This window comes from Croceimicrobium sp. (genome assembly GCF_965228705.1).
Taxonomy (GTDB): domain Bacteria; phylum Bacteroidota; class Bacteroidia; order Flavobacteriales; family Schleiferiaceae; genus Croceimicrobium.
Window position 1 is genome coordinate 1,513,571 of the sequence record NZ_OZ245832.1, and the last position, 20,288, is coordinate 1,533,858.

The window sequence follows — 20,288 nt, forward strand, 5'->3', positions numbered from 1 at the left end:
AAAAAGCCCCGGCTCTAAAAAAGAACCGAGGCTTTCCCGTATTAACTATCTCTGTCTTTATTCAATAATTAAGCGACGACTGATGCGCTTGCCTTCGCTGCGCAGGATCACCATATAAACGCCCTTCGCTACAGAAGGTAAGCTTATTTGATGTTCGCTGTCTGAGCTGAGGTCAGCTTGCTCGTAAATTACTTTACCAGCTAGATCAGTTACGGTCATGTCGAATGAAGATCCCGTATTCGGAAGCTCCAAGCTAAACTGTCCATTGTTGGGGTTTGGATAGATTGCAATTTTAGAATTCAGCATTTCCTCTTCCAAAGAAATTCCCTGAACCACAACCGCAACAGTGGTATCATCAGTAGCACCACAACGGTCAGTTACCGTAAGAGTTACATTGTAAGTACCATTAGCTGAATAGCTGGTATTGGTATTTACACCTGTACCATTCGAACCATTGTCGAAGGTCCAGTCATAAGTCACTGCATTAGTCGATGCAGAAGCATCAAAGCTTACATCGGCGCTGGTCATAGTTACATTAGTAATCTGAGCAGTGAAGGATGCCCAAATTGGACCAACAGAATCTGTTTTAAGGGTAAATGGACCGGCATAAGCACTGGTATCAGAACCACAGGTATCAGCTACCCATACATCGAACTCGGTATTCAATGGCAATCCGGTAATATCGAATGGTGATGTAACGATGCCAGTATAGCTTCCCTGACCAGGTGTAAATCCACTAGGACCGTATTGGATGATAGATCCACCGCTGTTGGAGGTCCAATCTACTGTTAGTGTATCACAGTCAGTAGCTGTAACATTCAAGGCAGTGGGTACCTGACAGGCAACTGTAATCGCCTCGTATACAAAATTATCAACATACACCTCATAAATGTCGGTGCCATGAACTAATGCAATGTTTTGCGCCGATCCTATTAAAGTAGGATCATCAAAATCATAAGTATAAGATTGATATACCCCAGCTGTAGTCGTTGTGATGGTATCCACAATTCGTAAGCTTCCAGCATCATAAGGATTGTCGAGTAATCCTACGAATAAGCTTTCAACTGTATTTTCAAAAGCTACTTCGAAAGAAATGCGATTTAAACCAGTACCTAAATCACTAAAGGTTGGACTTACTAAAATCGCTGTATCACCGGCATTAAAATCACCATCATTTAACTCAACCGCATTAGGAGCACTAGGAGCATTGGCTACACCAAAGTCGGGTACATCCACTAATTCAATATCACTTGCTCCAGGTCCAATAACCGTCCAACAAGGAATACCATCAAATGGATCTTGCGCTGGTGCTGCATCAAAGTTTTGACTATAAGGCGCAGTCATAGGCAAACATTGAGTAGTAAAGCATTCTGGTCCAATTGTATCTGAGAAACCATTCGCACATTCTTCTACGATATAGAAACAATAGCCGGTAGAAGGAGTAAGATTTGTGAAGATAATAGAATCAGCAGCTGTAGGATTGAATACTGTACCATTTGCCGGAGACTGTCCTGCAGTAGTAAGAATAATATCAGTGCTAAGAATTACAGCACTACCTGGAGTCCAATACCCAACGGCGCCAGTGGTAGAAATACCATTCACTGCTAAACCTGTAGGATTAGCACAAGCACGAGGGGTACGTACTTCGAAGTTATCAATAAACCAATCCGTATCCTCAGGATCATCAATCGAAGATCCCGCATAGAAACCAAACTTCACATAACCGGAATAACCAGTTAAAGGAAGGGTGAAATGTTCACCGGTATTATCAATAGTATCATTGGCTGTTTTCACCCAAATAATATTGGCATCAGACCAGGTCTGACCATTATCAGTTGAAATAACCAAAGCAAGTGAATCATCAGAACCAAAATAGCCTTGAGCGGTATTCGCATAATCGGTAACCGCTGCATCAAATTCAACTTGAAGGTTGGTGATGGCTGGGTCCAGATAAATACTTGGGCTGATTAACCATTCGTATTGACCATCGAAATAGATATTTACGCGTTGGCTGCTACTATTGCTAGTACTATTACCATAGTCATCAAATCCCCAGGAAGAAGAAGTAGTACTGGTAAATGTAGTTGCACTACTCAACTGGCCATCGGCCTCTTGCCAGCCCCCATTATTAAAGGCAAAGCTGTTAAAGTCGTCTAGGAAATTGGTATTGTAGGCAGTAGTGAAAGTTATAGGACCTACCCAATCACTTACATCACCCACTCCACAACTATCGCGTACATAGGCTTCATAAGTGGTTCCCACACTAAGACTAGTAGCGGTATAGGAGTTAGTACCTACATTCACAATATTACTTGGAGCCGGGCTAAAGCCAGGAGCACCAATCGCTAAATTAAAGTTGCTGGCACCACCGCTGGTCCAATCTAAATCCACTTGGGTTAATTGACTATTGGATGCCTGCAAAGCGGATGGATCAGGACAGGTGGGTGGAGTACAGAATGAGTAGGGTCCAGTCCAAACACTGCTATCTCCAGGACCACAAATAGATCGTACTAAAAATTCATAGCAGCTCAATCCGCTTAAAGTATCAACCAATAAGGTGTCCGAGCTTACCATTGCTTGAGCTCCAGTGGTAGTTTGCGTTCCCTGATAAAAACCTTGGGGCCCGAACCATACCTGATAGGAACTTCCGTTCCCAGATACATCATCCCATTTCAAAATGCTTTCCCAAGCGGTAGTTGCACTGTCTCGCAGCCCCTGTACTTGTGGACATGGGGGCACTGCTTCTACATTAAAGTCATTTACATATAAATGAGGACCGTAATCAGTAACACCCAATAATTCAATAACCACATCATTACCGGTATAGGTGGCAGGGTCTAAAAGAATGATCTCTTCAATAAAAGAACCTACAGAAGTATTACCGGCAGAAGGATCATCAAAGGCAGGGCCTTTCAAATTTAAGATTGTATCCCAGCTGGCAGTACCACTTAGTGCCTTAGCCCGCACAATAAATTGATCATCGGGATAAGTACTATTATAATGATGTGACCAGTAGAGGCGAACTTGGGCATCCTGACTAATTGTAATAGGACGTGAAGTGATTACCGCCAATCCGCTTGAATTACTCCAGAAGTTAGCCAGAGCATAGCGATCAGGGCTGGAGCCTGAAGGTTCCCAGTTAAAGCCAACACTGGCAGTGGAATCCCAGCAGCTTAAAGGCCAGATTTCAAAATCCTCCACATAGGGCATGGATACTGAAGTACAAGTGGTGCTAGCAGTCAATGGACCGATGGTCTGACTAAAGGAACCACCACTACAGGTATCGGTTAAGTAAAAGTCATACAAAGTATTTGAACTTAAACCAGTAGCAGTATAGAAAGTATCGGTTGTGCTAGCAAATGTTCCACTTCCCGGGCTAAATCCTGCCGGACCATATTCAATGCCAAAGTTGGTACCTTGACCTGCATCCCAATTGATAGTGATACTATCTGAATAAGCTGTAACTAAACCAAGGTTAGAACTGGTATTACAAAGCTCCTCTTGAATGGAGAAATTATCAACTGCCCAGTACCAATCATAATAGGCAGTATAATGGAATCGAACTTGCAAATTGGCATTAGCGTATGCTGTTAAATCGATTCGTTGATGGTCAGGATTAGACCAGGCCCCAATTGTAGAATTTTGGGACAAAACGGTAACCCAATTGGTTCCATCGTAAACTTCTACATATCCATTATCACTGCTATACCAAAGGTAGTATTGATCAAACTCCAATATTAAGCTACCTGTAATTGAGGAAGCATCAATAACTGGAGAAATAAGGTATTCATCCATTGATGTACTACCTGCGGCATCGCTGTTTACAAAGGCAAAACCTGGATTTCCATCCAGATCACTTCCGGAATAATCTGAAGTCCAGGTCCAGGTAGCAGAGCTACCTGCACTATCAGCTACCGTAAAGCACCCTAAGCTACCATTAAAGTCTTCAGTATAAGGTAATGATTGTGCTAAACAGGGTAATTGCACCTTTATTGGGCCAAGCCATTGGCTATTACTACCACTGCATATACGTCGTAAGTAAACATCGTAAAGTGTACCTGCTGTTAATCCGCTAATACCATACATACCAGTATTGGAGGTGTCTAAATTCTGTGCTGTTGAAGTAGCCTGATTAAAGCCTGCAGGACCCCAATTGATAATTACATCATCGCCAGCTACACCACTCCAATAAACATCAAAACCAGCAGTCGAAATGTTATGAATAGAATCTAAAACGGGAGCAGGACAAGCTGGGGGAGTAAAGCTATATACTTGATCTGTCACCACGGTATCCAAACTGGCGTATTCGGTAGAATTGGAAACTTTTGGATTGGCAGTACCTACATCATAAACGGATAAAAAGCTGCTGGCTCCTGAAAGCCCGATTGAGGCATCTGGTCCAGTAATGCAAGAGTCACATTCCCAGCGATAATGAAATTCTACCACATTAGTAGACTCATATAACTTTACCTGAAAGGAAACTACAGAATCGGATGCATTCCAACTCCACTCCCAATCTCTCCATTCAAAGGTGAACACCCGATTAGGGGCCGAACCTGTGGTTTCATATAATGCTGCAGAGGTATTCGCTTTACCATCATGATCATCCCATAGAGGAGCTACCAACGGTCTACGGCCAGATGAGCCATTATCCAAATCATTTCCTGAGGTCGAGGTAGCACCTTTAATAAAGGAAATGAAACCATCCGAAGCAGCTGCCACAGTATCGTAGCTCACACCTTCGAAGGTGAAATTGAAACCGATGGGTACATCGGCACTAGCATTATCGGCGAGAATTGCCGAAAGCGAATTTGCAGAAGGTCCTAGTTCCTGATAAGTAGAACTAGAAACCGAAAACGAATAATTGGCCGCTTGTTGAGACCAAATCAATCCGGGCGAAAAAAATAATAAGGCCCAGACCAAACGTAGTTTGTTCTTCATCTTAGGATTCTTGGTTAGTAAATAAGGGTTAGTAATTGGTAAACTAACACAATAAAAACCAAGGATCAAAAGGAATTAAACCGCGCTTTTTCAAGAATAAAGCATATTTGTCAATTCTTGCTTTAATGTTGAATTACCCAACCATTTTGCATTTCACACCAACAAAACCACTTTTCAAATACAGCTTTACTGAGACAGAGCATCTTAGTCCTTTCAAACAGGCTAAAAATCAAAGGACTTTAAATTCATAAAATTGGCCTCTTAATGATATTAATCCGTGAATTTTAAAAAACACCAATATTGAAAAGCTTCAATATTACCACGCAAACCACTAACTACCAATCAATTACGACTGCCTTAATCAAAGGCAACCTAAAGCTCAATAGAAATAATGCCAATGATTTGGGAATAGAGCGAAAAAAAGTGGTGATTTTCCGTAATAATTTTCCTCTCAAATGCCGGAGAGATGCCTATTGGGCTCCAAAATGTGGTTTTAAAACAAAGAAAAACCCCGAATCCTAAAAAGAATTCGGGGTTAATATGAAGTTCGAATCTATTTCTTAAGCTTGTTCAGCTACTACTTCAAAGTTGAATTCTACATTCACCTCGCGATGCAAACGGATGTGCGCCACATAAGGTCCGGTAGCCTTAACGGTACCACCTTGGATTTGAATGTATTTACGATCGATGCTATGACCATTTTTAGCCAATTCATCGGCCAGGTCAGCATTGTTCAGGGATCCGAACAATTTGTTACCCTTACCAACTTTAGCGATCATTTTGATCTCTAAGCCGTTCAGGCCTTCAGCAGTTTTCTTCGCATCTTCGATAGCCTTAGCTTCTTTGTGCATGCGCTGCTTAATGTTCTCAGCTAAAACCTTCTTTGCAGATGGAGTAGCTAATTCGGCATATCCTTGAGGAATCAGGTAATTACGACCGTAACCGTTTTTAACAGTTACAACGTCGTCTTTATAACCTAAATGCTCTACGTCTTGTTTCAGAATTACTTCCATGGTTCCGGCTTATTTAAGGTTATCGGTAACATATGGCAAGATGGCCAAGTGACGGGCACGCTTAATAGCGGTAGAAACTTTACGCTGATACTTCAAAGAAGTACCGGTAATACGACGAGGAAGGATTTTACCTTGCTCATTCAAAAACTGAGCGAGGAAATCGGGATCCTTATAATCCACGTATTTGATACCGTAGCGACGGAAACGACAAAACTTTTCGCGCTTGCCAGTATCAATTTTCAGGGGTTGTAAGTAACGAATTTCGGATTGGTTTGATCCGGTATCCAATTCTGCCATGATCTAAATCTTTTAAGCGTTTTGCAATTTCTGACGACGCACCTTGGCATAATCCACATGGTGCTTGTCCATTCTAACATTCAAGAAACGGATAATGCGCTCATCGCGTTTCATTTCTACTTCAAGTGGAGTGATGATCTCACCCTCAGCTTGGAATTCCATCAAATGGTAGAAACCACTGCGCTTGCTCTGAATTGGATAAGCGAGTTTCTTAAGGCCCCAGTTTTCGAGGTGCAGGACCTTACCACCCTTGGCTTCGATGAAGCCTTTGAATTTTTCTACCGTTTCCCTTACCTGTTCTTCAGATAAGACGGGATGCATGATGAAAACGGATTCGTATTGATTCATCTGTTAAACAATTAAAAATTAAACCTTTAAAACCTTCGTTAAAAAGGACGGCAAAAGTAAGGAAAAAAGATGAAGGAATAAGGCGGAAGTTCAGAAAGATCTGCTAAGTGTAAGAGCATCCCCGATGCTTCCTATATCATTGATCAATCCTAAGCCAGATTTCAATGCTCTACAGCCCTTTGGAATAAAGCAGCCCTTAACGATAAAGCCGAATGGTTCCTTCCTTATAGCCCTCATGAATAAGACCATTTATTTCAGAGCTGAAGTACATTTTATAAATAAACACTCCCGCTGGTACCTCGGTCCCCTTATAAGTGCCATCCCAGAAATCTTCAGGTCCAGTATTCTCAAAGACCTTAATTCCCCAACGATTAAAAATCTGAATCGAATAATCAAAATTGTTGCAAGCGCTCTTAATGATATAGCTATCGTTTAGATTATCATGATTAGGGGTAAAAGCATTGGGCAATAGAAAATCACATTCACATGACTGTATCTCCAGTTTAAAGGTATCCGTCCAAAGTCCGCAAGGCTGATAATATTCTATAAGGTAATCTCCGGTTTGACTAAACTGATATAATCCATTTTGAGCGGTCTCACCATTCACTTTGATCTCCTCAATCGGCCACTGATTGAAGTCCTTATACAGGGAAGCTCCCATACATAATATTGTATCCTCCAAGGTCTCCGGTTCTAATCCCGATAGATCGTAAACATTATATACCAGATTTTTCTGGCTGCATTCATTATCCAGATGCAGATTATAATTTCCGCCTTGGGAAAGCCATTGGAGTGAATTTGGATGATTATTAGACCAGTAAAAGTTAATAGCAGTATCCAAAGCCAATCCTATTTGAATGCTATCCCCAGCTTCACATATAAATAAAGAATCCGCAATATTAGGTGATGGTAATTCCGGTGGACTACTCACATAAAATGTATCCACAACTGTATCACATTGCAATGAAACCCGACACCAAAAAATGCCTGAGGTACTCACATTAATTTGAGCTTGGGAACTACCAGTAGACCATAATAGCCCATAACCAGGACTGGTACGGCTACCAATTTGAATTGAAGTACCCGGACAGACCAGAGTATCGGTAATTCGGGGAATCAATGTTTGAATGACCTGAATGCGCACAGTATCATTTACCGTCCCGCAGTAAGAATAGACTTGTACCGTCAAATTTGTGCTGGAATTAAAAGTCCGAATTTTCGAGGTATCTCCATCCGACCACAATATGCTATCTGCCGCAGAAGCGGAATAATTAACCGTAAGCGATTGACCAGCACAAACAACGGTATCAATTAACTGGGCCTGAGCCAAAGGAACAACACCTACTATTATCGTGTCATGTAGGGTATCATTGGTGGTCGTTGCCCTAATCCAATAGCTACCTGCCTGGCTAATCCAACGAGTATTTGAGCTGGAATTATTATCCCATAAATACGAAACACCAATTGTGTTGGGCATGCTAATTAGGATGCTATCTCCATCGCAAATAGTGGTATCAGACGGCAAGCCCCTTAGAGGAATCGGTAATTCAGATTGATGTAAAGAATCCACTTGTGTGGAATCCAATGCACAATCATATATTTTCACATCATCAATACGGCCTTTAAAGAAATTGGCATTTCGCATTCGGTTTGAGCCCATTACCAATTTATCATAGGCACCAAAGCCACTGCCGTTTCCATTAGATGCCCCTTTTGCAGTTTGAACACCATTCACATAATAGAAACAGCTATCTATGGTTCGAACCAAAACGGCATGATACCAAACATTAGTAATAATTCCTAAGCCGTAAACTACATTCCCAACACCACCTGCTCTTCCTTCTAAATTACCTCCGGAAATAGCTGATGAAAAAGAACCATAGCTTAAACTATTTGCATCATGAGCGAGAATCGCATTGATCGCTGAAGTACGTTCAGCATAGAACCAATAACTAACGGTACGCTCCTGATAATCAAAGGTTGTTAAGGTGTTTAAATAATCATTGACTCCATCAAAATAGGTAGCACCATTAGGATTCCCGTAGCGATCTCCGGCAGTAGTTTGTGGGCCGCCAACAAATATCCCGTGATTTAAATTGGCACTGGAATCGGCTGCATTTCCATCTAACATGTAATGCGCCTGGAGGCTGCATTGCGCATTTAATTCTTGTATTCCCGAAATAGAATAAAAAAGAACTAGCGTAAAAATCAGGTTTTGAAGTACTTTCATGGTTCTTTGAGATCCGTAAAACTAAGAAAGACCGTCCTTAATTAGCCGCCCAATTCTTAAGTTCTTTCTATCGTGAATAACTGCTCCTTTAAATTATAAGTTCAAAACTCAAGAATTTTATCTTTGCCCCCTTATGGAGAACTACATTGTATCGGCACGCAAATACCGCCCACAGGCTTTTGAGGAAGTAGTGGGGCAATCGCATGTGACCAATACCCTGCATAAAGCGATTCAAAGTAATCACCTGGCACAGGCCTTATTATTTACTGGTCCGCGCGGTGTAGGAAAAACCACCTCTGCTCGGATTTTGGCTCGCATGATCAATTCCGATGCAGAAACTACGGCTGATCAGGATTTCTCCTTTAATATTTTCGAACTCGATGCTGCCTCCAATAACTCGGTGGATGATATCCGTAACCTGATTGATCAAGTGCGCTTTGCGCCCCAGGTTGGTCGTTTTAAGGTATATATCATTGATGAGGTACATATGCTCTCTCAACAGGCCTTTAATGCTTTTTTAAAGACCCTGGAAGAACCACCAAAGCACGCCATCTTTATTTTGGCAACTACCGAGAAGCACAAGATTATTCCTACCATCCTAAGTCGTTGTCAGATTTATGACTTCAAACGAATTTCGGTAGAAGATATAGCTGCACACTTACAAAATGTTGCGATTAAAGAAGGCGTAACTGCCGATGACTCTGCCCTGAGGATTATCGCTCAAAAGGCAGATGGAGCTTTACGTGATGCCCTGTCTATCTTCGATCGAATTGTATCTTTTTCGGGAGAGCACATTAGTTATCAGGATGTAATTGAGAATTTACGTATTCTCGATTACGACTATTACTTCCGCACCATCGATTTGATTCGTGCTGGTGATCAGGCAGGTTTACTTAATCTCTTCAATGAAATTTTAGAGAATGGTTTTGATGGCCATCTTTTCATTAATGGTTTAGCTTCCCATTGCCGAGATCTGTTGGTTTGCCAGGATCCCGCTACCTTATCACTTTTAGAGGTTGGAGCCGAAGTACAGCAACGCTATCAACAGCAGGCCCAGGAGGTTAATAGTCGCTTCTTACTTGCCGCTTTAAAAGTGCTGGCTGAAGCCGATGTCCGCTATAAAAACAGTAACAACAGTCGTTTATTAGTGGAACTGGCCTTAATGGACATGATGCAAATTTGGCATAAAGCCGAGTCCAACACCGCAGCAGGCGGTGAAAAAAAAAAGCCTGATTTAAAGCCCCAGGCAGCTGCTCAACCAGAAGCCCAAAACCCAAAACCAGCAGCGCCCCAAAGCTCTCCAACGGTTTCCGCTGCTTCTATTCCTGTTCCTAAAGCCGAAGAAGCCCCTGCTTCCCTGGAAAATAAAGTCGTAGACCCACCGAGACCCTCTGAAACTGCCACAGCAAAAGCGCTTGGAAATACTGAGCGCCCGAGCCAAGACCCCCCTCAAGCAAGACCCAATAAACTTCAGAAAAAACGCGGTTCTTCCTTTTCCATTTCCCAGGCTTTAAAAGGCGAAGGGCCCGATCAACAACAAACTGAGGAGGAAGACGAAGAAGATTTAGACCGTCCGGTAGACGGCAAGCCACAAAAAGCTTTCGATGCGGATCAACTGCAAAAGGTTTGGAATGAATTTGTGGAAAAAGTACGGGCCGAAGGTCAAAAAGTTGTGGTCGCCACCTTGGCGGATAAAGAGCTGAAAATCAAAGAAAACTTTGAGGTGGAAGTTACTTTAGACAATAACATACAAGCACAGAAATTTCAGGAAGTAAAAAGAGACTTGCTCTACCATTGTCGGGAAAAACTGCAAAACTTCGGCTTATTTTTTAGCTTGAATATCGTGAAAGGCAGTCAGAAACTCGACCCCTACTCCGCTCCCGAGAAATATCAATATTTACTCGAAAAGAATCCGCATCTCGCCAAATTGCGCGAAGACCTGGGCTTGGATATAGAATAATTTTCACGCCTAAGCAATCCAGGCTTTCGATCAAGGATTAGATATTTTCGCCTAAAAACTATTCTAAATTAGCGCAGTATACGATGGCATCAGGCCCTAAATGCTGTCCAATTTCCTATTTTTGTGGCCCTTAAGATTTTGAAGGAATTGTTTTCTCAAGCCTCAGAATCTAACTCACTTAATATCAAACATTAAGATATAAAATCAATTATATGAGTAATCCACACAAGATCCTCTACACCCTCACCGATGAGGCTCCGGCCCTAGCCACCCGATCCTTTTTACCGATTGTACAAAGCTTTACCCAACCTGCGGGTATTGAGGTGGAAACCAGAGATATTTCACTCGCCGCTAGGATCTTGGCTGTGGTTCCAGAATACTTAAAAGAAGAGCAAAAGATTTCGGATACCCTGGCAGAATTAGGAGCTATTGCTAAAACTCCCGAAGCCAACATTATCAAATTACCCAATATCAGCGCTTCTTTACCACAGTTAAAAGCGGCCATTAAAGAATTACAAGATCAGGGATATGCCATTCCTGACTATCCGGATCAAGCAAATACGGATGAAGAACGCGATATTCAAGCACGTTATGACAAGGTAAAAGGTAGTGCGGTAAACCCCGTATTACGCGAAGGAAACTCCGATCGTCGTGCTCCCAAAGCTGTAAAAGAATTTGCACGCAAACATCCCCATTCCATGGGTGCTTGGTCTGCTGATTCGCTTTCTCATGTTGCGAGTATGGATGAAGGAGATTTCTTTGGCAGTGAAAAATCAACTACCCTGCCTGCTGCTACCACCGTTAAAATCGTTCAGAAATTAGCGGATGGTTCTGAGAAAGTTTGGAAGTCAGGTTTGGCCCTGCAAGAAGGCGAAGTAATTGACGCTTCTTTTATGAGTGCCAAATCTTTGGAAGCATTTATTGAGAAGGAAATTGCCGATGCCAAAGCAAAGGGTGTTCTCTTTTCCGTGCACATGAAGGCTACCATGATGAAAGTTTCTGATCCAGTGATCTTTGGATTCTTTGTAAAAGCTTTCTTTAAACCTGTATTTGAAAAATATGCAGATACCTTTACTCAATTAGGTATCAGCCCCAGCAGTGGCATGACTCCAATCCTGGATAAAATCGCCACTCTTCCCGAAGCAGAACAAAAGGCGATTGAAGCCGATATCGAAGCCTGCTACACCAATGGCCCTGACTTAGCTATGGTAAATTCCCATCGTGGAATTACCAACCTTCACATGCCTAATGATGTGATTATCGATGCCTCTATGCCAGCGATGATTCGTACTTCCGGCCGCATGTGGAACAAAAAAGACGAAACTCAGGATACCAAAGCCTGTATTCCAGATCGTAGTTACGCTGGACTTTATCAGGAAACCATCAACTTCTGTAAAGAAAATGGAGCTTTCGACCCAACCACCATGGGGAGTGTTAGCAATGTAGGCCTCATGGCTCAGAAAGCTGAGGAATATGGCTCGCATGACAAGACCTTTATCATGGAGCAAGCAGGAACCATGATGGTAATAGACGCCGAAGGCAATACCTTATTAAGTCATGAGGTAGAAGCTGGGGATATCTGGCGTATGTGTCAGGTTAAAGATGCTCCGGTTCGGGATTGGGTGAAATTAGCCGTAAATCGCGCTCGCGCCACCGGCAACCCTGCAGTGTTCTGGCTGGATGAAGATCGTGCCCACGACCGTGAACTCATCAAAAAGGTAAATACCTATTTAAAAGACCACAATACCGAAGGTTTAGAGCTACCAATTATGAGTGTAGCAGAAGCAACTCGCTACAGCTGCCAGCGAACTAAAGATGGTTTAGATACTATTTCGGTTACGGGTAATGTTTTACGTGATTATCTTACAGACCTCTTCCCTATTTTAGAAGTAGGTACCAGTGCTAAAATGTTAAGCATAGTTCCTTTGATGAATGGTGGTGGTTTGTTTGAAACAGGTGCCGGTGGTTCTGCTCCCAAGCATGTGGAGCAATTTGTAGAAGAAAACCACTTACGTTGGGACTCACTGGGTGAGTTCCTGGCCTTAGCAGCTTCATTAGAGCACCTGGCAGAAGTAGGTTCTAATCCCAAAGCCAAGGTTATCGCCGAAGCTCTGGATGTTGCAAACACCCATTACCTCAACAATAATAAAGGCCCTTCCCGTAAGGTAAATGAAATTGATAACCGTGGTAGTCATTTCTACCTCGCTCAATACTGGGCACGCGCTTTAGCTAATCAGGATAAGGATGCTGAATTGAAAGCGATCTTTACCCCTGTTGCCGATAAATTAGAAGCGCAGGAAGCCCAAATAGTTAAAGAGCTTACTGAAGTACAGGGCAAGTCCGTTGACATTGCCGGATACTTCCATCCAACCGAAAAATTGGTGAGTGATGCTATGCGTCCCAGCGCAACTTTAAATGCCATTATTGGCTAAGTGAGGTTAAAAGGGATAATATTCCTGTTTCTGATCCTTGCCTGGACAGTAAACAGTAGTTTTTTACGAATTCCACAATTTGAAAAAGCGGACCTGCTGGGAGATATAGACCCCGGTAGGCACCGCGATTTCGATAAGGTCCGCAGTAAGTATTGCAATAAAGAATCCTACCTCCGCGAGGAAGTGTACGATGCTTTTAAAGATATGTGGGACGCCGCACAGGCCGATGGAATTTCCCTTACCATTATCTCAGCAACCCGCAATCGCAGTTACCAAAAAGGCATTTGGAATCGCAAATGGTTAAGCTTTGGTGGTGATGAATCCGATCGAGCGGAGCGCATTTTGCAATACAGCTCCATGCCAGGTACCAGCAGACATCATTGGGGAACCGACCTCGATATAAATGCTTTAGAAAACAGCTATTTCGAAAGTGGAGAGGGCGCCAGGGTTTACGCCTGGTTACAAGCGCATGCTGCCGAATTCGGCTTTTACCAACCCTATACCCGCTTTAACCCCTATCGAGATGCGGGCTATCGCGAAGAGAAATGGCATTGGTCCTACTTTCCCACTGCTTCCCGCATTCAAAGAGCCTATAGACTGGAAATTGACTATTCGCAATTAAGAGGTTTTATGGGCGACAGCTATGCTGAAAAGCTGGATGTGATCAATAATTACGTGATGGGCGTAGCGGCCTGGCCAGACAAGGCTCCTTTCTAAAGGCATTTTGCACTGAGATTTATTAAAATTTAGTCTAATCTCGGCGAAAGCCGCATTCATACACAATTTTCCTACATTCGTAACGCTCTGTATAAACCTAAGTGGAACTATCTTGAAGAAAAACCGCAATCTATGGATTGGCACCGGTGTAGTGGTGTTAATCCTTTCCTTTTGGGCCCTGAGTGGTGAAGAGGAAATTAGTCGAGACATAACCGCCAAATCCTTTCTAGGAGAATTTAAAGATGTAGTTACCAGCTCCGGTGAGCTTATGGCTAAGAACTCTGAGGATATTAGCGGTCCGCAAAATGCCCGTCGCTTTGGTTTGTACAATATCAAAATCTCAGATTTGGTAGCTGAAGGCACCTATGTGGAGAAAGGTGATAAAGTTGCAGAACTGGATAAAACCGAACTCAGTGGAAGGCTCAATGAATTGTACAATGAATTGGAAAAAGCCCAAAGTCAGTATACCCAAACCAAATTAGATACGACTCTGGAACTACGTCAGGAACGCAGCGGTATTGAAAGCCTTGAATTTGATATCCGCCAGAAAAAGGTAGAAATTGAGCAAAGTGAGTTTGAGCCGCCAGCCACCATCCAAAGGTTAAAACTAGACTTGATTAAACTGGAACAAAACCTGGAGCAGAGCAAAGAGAATTACAAAATTAAAAAGGAACAAAGTCGGGCCAAAATGCGCGAAGCCGGTGCTACTTTGGCCCAAACCCGCAATAAATACGAAAGCCTTCAAGACCTCGAAAAGGAATTCGTAATTACCGCTCCCAAACCCGGGATGGTGATTTATATCCGCGAATGGAGCGGTGAAAAGCGTAAAACGGGGTCTACCATTTCACCCTGGGATCCTGGTGTGGCGACCCTCCCCGACCTCAGTCAAATGGAAAGTAAGACCTATATCAATGAGGTGGATATCCGCAAAGTGAAAACGGGCCAGGAAGTAGAAATTGGTCTCGATGCTTTTCCGGATGTTAAATTAAGTGGCACCGTTACTGAAGTTGCAAATGTGGGAGTCGATCGTGAGAATTCTGAAAGTAAAGTATTCGAAATCATCATTGAGGTTAATGAGGCAGATAGCACTTACCGTCCCGGTATGACCACCTCTAATGCAATAATTACCAAAACCCTGGAATCTGTAGTTCAGGTACCCCTGGAAGCCATATTTAGTGAAGACGATATCACTTTTGTTTACATGAAAGACGGGGCTTCGATCGAAAAACAAGAAGTGCGCATTGGCTCAAGAAACGATGAGTTCGCCGTGATTGAAGCTGGCCTGGAAGCCGATGTAGAAGTCTTCCTCACCGAACCTGCTTCGGCCAGTGACAATAGCATTCGGACCTTAAGTGATTCTTAATGGATCGACTGCTCACTAATTTAAATATCGCGCTCGACGCTATTCTGGCTAATACCCTGCGCTCGATCCTAACCGCACTGGGGATAATTTTCGGGGTGGCTGCGGTAATTACCATGCTTGCCATTGGAGAAGGGGCCCAGGCTGAAATCCTTCGCCAGATTGAACTGGTGGGTGTGAACAATATCGAAATCAAACCCATAGTTGAGCAAAAAGACGAAAAGATTGAAGAAGATCTTTCAGCCAAAGAGCCCAAGCGCTTTTCCAAAGGATTAGACCTTAAAGATGCACGTAGCATTAATCGGGTACTTCCCACCGCTGCCGCCGTAAGTCCGGAGATTGTCATTGAAACCTCGGTAATTTCCGGCGGCCGCCGACGTAGCACCAAATTGATTGGGGTTGAACCCAGCTTTTTTCCTGTATCCAATATTCCCTTGCGCTACGGTCAAATGTTTTCGCCAGAGCATTTAGAAATGCAAGAACCAGTATGTATCATTGGCAGCGGCATGGCCAAGAAACTCTTCCCCGGGAAACGCCCCTTAGGTGATAAGATAAAAGTGGGGAATCAGTGGCTTACCATTATAGGAGTTTCGCAAACCCTAAATATCACCACCCAGGCTCAGGAAAACTTAGGCATCCGAGATTATAACATGGATATCTACGCTCCCATTACCACGGTATTGAGTCGTTACCGTGATCGTGCTAAGTTGCGCGAATCGAGTGGGCGTTTCGATGATGATGAGGATGAAGAAAAATCCAGCAGCAGCAATAATTACCATCAGTTGGATCGCCTTTTAGTTCAAATCGATAATAGTGCGTATTTAGCAAGTAGTGCAGATGTAATCAGTAGATTACTGAAACGCACTCATAATGGGATGGTCGATTTTGAGATTATCATTCCCCAACAATTATTGGAACAGCAGCAACGCACTAAGGACATCTTCAATTTGGTATTAAGTGCCATTGCCGGTATCTCCTTATTGGTAGGAGGCATAGGTATTATGAATATTATGCTGGCCTCGGTGCTGGAGCGTACGAAGGAAATTGGAACCCGCTTGGCTATCGGCGCCAAGAAAAAAGACATTATTACTCAATTCCTCTTTGAAGCACTTTTAATCAGTTTAAGTGGTGGTATCATCGGGGTAATACTAGGTGTTCTTGCTTCTTATGTGATTAGTGAATTTGCAGATATTGAAACCATAGTGAGTCCTATCTCCATTATCATCTCCTTTGGTGTAGCCTCCTTTACCGGTTTGGTATTTGGATTATCCCCTGCCCGCCAAGCTGCGGAGAAAAACCCTGTTGAATCTTTACGCTATGAATAAAGTGTATCGGCTGATACTGGCCTTCCTTATAATGGGAAGCGCATCGGCGCAAAGCCAAATGCTCGACCTCAAGGGAGCTATTTTAAGAGCACAAAAGCAATCGCCCTCCTATTTTAGGGCCATCAATACCGCAGAAAATCGCTATTGGAATTACCGTCAATTTAGAGCGAGCTTATTGCCCCAATTAAACTTAAGTGGGAGTTTGCCCAATTATTCCAGCGCCATTGATCGGGTAACCCTTCCGGATGGTACTTACGACTTCCCGGAACGCGAACAACTATTTCTTAGCGGAAACCTTTCCCTCGACCAAAATGTGGTTTGGACTGGTGGTCGCTTATCGCTGATTAGTAGCCTGCAAAGAACTGATGTTTATCGCCCGGATCGAAGGATTAACTATTTCAGCACCCCTATTTCAGTGAGTTATTTCCAACCGATGTTTCTCTATAATTCTTTGAAATGGGAGAATAAGATTCAGCCTCTGGCTTATGAAGCTTCACGCCGTGCCTATTCGGAGGATCTGGAAGACATCGCCAATGAAACTACCCAATTGTATTTCGCGGCTCTTACTTCGAAAATCAGCATGCGCATTGCAGAGCAAAACGTAAAAAACAATGATACGATTTACAAGATTTCGCAAGGGCGTTATAATCTGGGTAAGATTGCAGAGAACGACCTTTTGCAGATTGAATTGAACTTACTTAATGCTGAAAATTCATTAACCAATGCGCGGCTTAATTATGAAGTTGCCGCTCAGGAATTGAAGCGATATTTAGGCATCCCTAGCGAAGAAGAATTGGAATTAGGCATTCCCTCGGAAGTACCTCAAATGGAGGTGAATTTAGATAAGGCTTTAAGCGAAGCCCGGAAAAATCGTGCTGCGGTATTAGATTTCCGCCGTCGTCGCCTGGAAGCCGAACAGTCTGTAGCTCAAGCCCGTGGCAATACCAATTACAATTTTAACCTCAGTGCCAATTTTGGATTAAACCGACAAGCGGATAATTACAATGCTGCCTATGCCAATCCCTATGCCCAGCAGCAAAATATTTCCATAGGTATTAATATCCCTATTGTAGATTGGGGCCAGGCGCGTTCTCAAATTCGCAGGGCTGAGGCCAACCGCCAATTGCAGGAGGTTAATATTGAACAAGATGAAATTAATTTCGAGCAAGAAATCTTCCTGCAGGTGATGCAGTTTAATGCCCAATACCAGCGCTTGAACATTGCTGCCAAGGCAGATACCGTAGCCCAGAAACGTTATGAAGTGGCCCGCCAACGCTACCTTACTGGGAAGATTAGCATTACTGATATCAATATCGCACAGAGCGAAAAAGACGGTGCTAAGCAAAGCTATTTACAAGAGCTTCAACGTTTTTGGGTGGCTTATTACACCTTGCGCCGCTTGTGTCTTTATGATTTTGTGAATGATCGGGTAATTAGCTACGAGGCAGAATACTAATCGTTACTCAAAGCCAGCTTCAATTCATCCAGGCTAACCTTGTTCTGAAAGTGATCATTGCGAACCACACTGATTTCGCCTGTCTCTTCTGAAACCACGATAGCCAAAGCATTGGCCTTTTCCGATATTCCTAAAGCCGCGCGATGCCTTAGACCAAATCGTGAAGGTAAATTCGTTTTCTCCGTTAAGGGTAAAATGCAACCTGCAGCCACAATCTTACTACCACTCACGATCACTGCGCCATCGTGCAGCGGTGAGTTTTTGGCGAAAATGCTTTCCAATAATCCGGCACTAATCTGAGCTCCAATGGGAGTTCCGGTACTGGCATAAAAACCCAATTTAGAATCGCCTTCAATCACTATCAAAGCGCCAGTTCGACTGCGTGCCATAGAACCGCAGGCCTTAATCAAATCGCTGTAATCAATTAAGGAAGTGTCATCATCTCCCTGAATCCGCCAAAAGCGAAGAAGCGCTTTACGTCGGGTAAAATTGGTAGAACCAATCATTAATAAAAAACGACGAATCTCTTGCTGGAAAACAATTACCAAAGCAATTACCCCTACCCCTATAAACTGACCTAAAATCTCACTCAGCAATTCCATTTGCAGGGCTTGAACCAATTTCCAAACCAGATAAATGGCTGCTACACCAATCAATACATTTATCGCCACCGTGTCTTTGATGAGGCGGTATAATTGATAAAGTAAAAAAGCAACCAAGAGGATATCGATAAGATCCAGGAAGCTGAAGTCGAGAAACGACATTTAGGCGAAATTTTGGTTCAAGTTAAGGATTTTGCGCACTTCCACCGCCTCCTTCACATCGTGTACCCTAAGGATATTGGCTCCTTTTTGCAATGCTAAAGTATGCATTACGGTAGTCGCATTTAAGGCCTCCTGAGCATTAAGACCCAAACTTTTATAGATCATCGATTTACGGCTAAGACCTATTAAAATTGGGAGTTCAAAAATCTGCTTGAAGTAGTCGATATGCTGAAAAAGACGGTAATTATCCGCCTGACTTTTTCCGAAACCAAAGCCGGGGTCAAGGATAATGTCATTCGCGCCAGCCGCCACCAGCTTTTCCAACTGCTCACTAAAAAAACGCGCCACTTCCTTAACAACATTGGCATATTGCGGGTTTTGCTGCATGGTTTCAGGTAAGCCTTGCATATGCATCATTACGTAGGGTGCCTGGCTTTCGCCGATGAAGGGAATCATTGCTGAATCGATCAAGCCTCCCGAAATATCATTGATTAGGGCCACCCCATTTTCCCAGGACTTTTCTGCAGTACGGGCATTGTAGGTATCCACCGAAAGGGGCATATCGGGCATTTCACTTTGTAAGGCTTCAATAACCGGAGCCAGGATTTGCCACTCCTTTTCTGCATCGATTAAGGCAGAACCTGGTTTGGAACTAGCTGGACCCAAATCGATAATATCCGCTCCTTCAGCTTGCATCTTTCGAGCCTGAGTAAGGGCCTTCTCTACCGTTGTATAGGCCCCGCCATCAAAGAAAGAATCAGGGTTAATATTCAATATTCCCATAATCATTGCCTGATCCAATGGGTAGACTTTGCCCCTTAAATTGAGACTTCCTTTCTGGTAAAATGCCTTATCTTTCGCCACCTTTCCGCTATCTTTAATCGCAGCGAAATTATCAAATGGCGAATACTTCTGAACAGTACGATTCGGTAATTGAACATTGCCGCAGTTTATACTTGAAAAAACATCGCGACTACGGGGCAGCCTGGCGCATTTTACGTTTACCTTCATTAACCGACCAGATCTTCATTAAGGCCAATCGCCTGCGAAGCATTCAGGATAAGGGCGTGCAATTAGTGGACGACCATATGGAGGGCGAATTTATTGGGATCATCAATTATAGTTTGATGGCTCTGGTGCAAATTGAAAGAGGCATTGCTCAGGAACCCGATTTAAATGAAGCTGAAGCCCTGGAGCTTTTTAATGCCCAGGCTACAGTGGCCAAAAATTTGATGGAGCGTAAAAACCATGATTATGGTGAAGCCTGGCGCGATATGCGAATTTCTTCTCTCACCGATTTGATTTTGCAAAAGATCCTTCGGATTAAACAGATTGAAGATAATGCCGGCAAAACCATTGCTTCGGAAGGAATAGATGCGAATTACCTGGATATGGTAAACTATGCTGTTTTCGCACTCATTAAAATGAATGAAAAATAAAGCACT

At 43.1% G+C, this 20,288-nt stretch carries 14 protein-coding genes; 7 read left to right on the top strand and 7 right to left on the bottom strand.

From position 1 onward, the window contains the following. Positions 1–57: 57 nt before the first annotated feature. From ACO05P_RS06930 to ACO05P_RS06950, 5 genes are all read right to left on the bottom strand, one after another. Positions 58–4,941, bottom strand: a complete 4,884-nt coding sequence (locus ACO05P_RS06930; protein WP_421754348.1) for a T9SS type A sorting domain-containing protein — start codon at positions 4,939–4,941, stop codon at positions 58–60. A 560-nt stretch (positions 4,942–5,501) separates the two neighbouring features. Next, positions 5,502–5,954, bottom strand: coding sequence for a 50S ribosomal protein L9 (gene rplI, locus ACO05P_RS06935; RefSeq protein WP_421754349.1), 453 nt, complete (start codon positions 5,952–5,954; stop codon positions 5,502–5,504). Positions 5,955–5,963: 9 nt separating this feature from the next. Continuing rightward, entirely contained in the window at positions 5,964–6,251 is a 288-nt protein-coding gene (gene rpsR / locus ACO05P_RS06940; protein ID WP_210759241.1) for a 30S ribosomal protein S18, read from the bottom strand. A 12-nt stretch (positions 6,252–6,263) separates the two neighbouring features. Next, entirely contained in the window at positions 6,264–6,599 is a 336-nt protein-coding gene (rpsF, locus tag ACO05P_RS06945; protein ID WP_210759242.1) for a 30S ribosomal protein S6, read from the bottom strand. 196 nt (positions 6,600–6,795) lie between these two features. Beyond that, positions 6,796–8,829, bottom strand: a complete 2,034-nt coding sequence (locus ACO05P_RS06950) for a gliding motility-associated C-terminal domain-containing protein (protein WP_421754352.1) — start codon at positions 8,827–8,829, stop codon at positions 6,796–6,798. 133 nt (positions 8,830–8,962) lie between these two features. On the opposite strand from ACO05P_RS06950, the gene ACO05P_RS06955 reads away from it, so the two are divergent. The 6 genes from ACO05P_RS06955 to ACO05P_RS06980 all read left to right on the top strand — a co-directional run bounded on the left by ACO05P_RS06955 (position 8,963) and on the right by ACO05P_RS06980 (position 18,079). After that, on the top strand, positions 8,963–10,789 hold the full coding sequence (locus tag ACO05P_RS06955; protein ID WP_421754353.1) for a DNA polymerase III subunit gamma/tau: 1,827 nt from the start codon (positions 8,963–8,965) through the stop codon (positions 10,787–10,789). A gap of 212 nt (positions 10,790–11,001) precedes the next feature. After that, entirely contained in the window at positions 11,002–13,221 is a 2,220-nt protein-coding gene (locus ACO05P_RS06960; protein ID WP_421754355.1) for an NADP-dependent isocitrate dehydrogenase, read from the top strand. Continuing rightward, positions 13,222–13,938 (top strand): M15 family metallopeptidase, encoded by a 717-nt coding sequence (locus ACO05P_RS06965; protein ID WP_421754356.1) that lies wholly within the window; start codon positions 13,222–13,224, stop codon positions 13,936–13,938. It abuts the gene before it with no gap. A 112-nt stretch (positions 13,939–14,050) separates the two neighbouring features. After that, positions 14,051–15,301 carry an efflux RND transporter periplasmic adaptor subunit gene (locus ACO05P_RS06970; protein ID WP_421754358.1) on the top strand — a complete coding sequence of 417 codons (1,251 nt, stop codon included), beginning with the start codon at positions 14,051–14,053 and terminating at the stop codon, positions 15,299–15,301. After that, a complete protein-coding gene (locus tag ACO05P_RS06975) occupies positions 15,301–16,623 on the top strand; it encodes an ABC transporter permease (protein WP_421754359.1) in 1,323 nt (440 codons plus the stop codon). The genes ACO05P_RS06970 and ACO05P_RS06975 overlap by 1 nt, the downstream gene beginning before the upstream one ends. Beyond that, a complete protein-coding gene (locus tag ACO05P_RS06980; RefSeq protein WP_421754361.1) occupies positions 16,616–18,079 on the top strand; it encodes a TolC family protein in 1,464 nt (487 codons plus the stop codon). Before ACO05P_RS06975 ends, ACO05P_RS06980 begins: the two co-directional genes overlap by 8 nt. Here ACO05P_RS06980 and cdaA read toward each other — a convergent pair. Next, a complete protein-coding gene (cdaA, locus tag ACO05P_RS06985; RefSeq protein WP_421754362.1) occupies positions 18,076–18,843 on the bottom strand; it encodes a diadenylate cyclase CdaA in 768 nt (255 codons plus the stop codon). The genes ACO05P_RS06980 and cdaA overlap by 4 nt on opposite strands. Then, positions 18,844–19,707 (bottom strand): dihydropteroate synthase, encoded by an 864-nt coding sequence (folP, locus tag ACO05P_RS06990; protein ID WP_421754363.1) that lies wholly within the window; start codon positions 19,705–19,707, stop codon positions 18,844–18,846. Positions 19,708–19,742: 35 nt separating this feature from the next. Here folP and ACO05P_RS06995 point away from each other — a divergent pair, with 35 nt between their 5' ends. Then, on the top strand, positions 19,743–20,282 hold the full coding sequence (locus ACO05P_RS06995) for a DUF1599 domain-containing protein (RefSeq protein WP_421754365.1): 540 nt from the start codon (positions 19,743–19,745) through the stop codon (positions 20,280–20,282). The last annotated feature ends 6 nt before the right edge of the window (positions 20,283–20,288 follow it).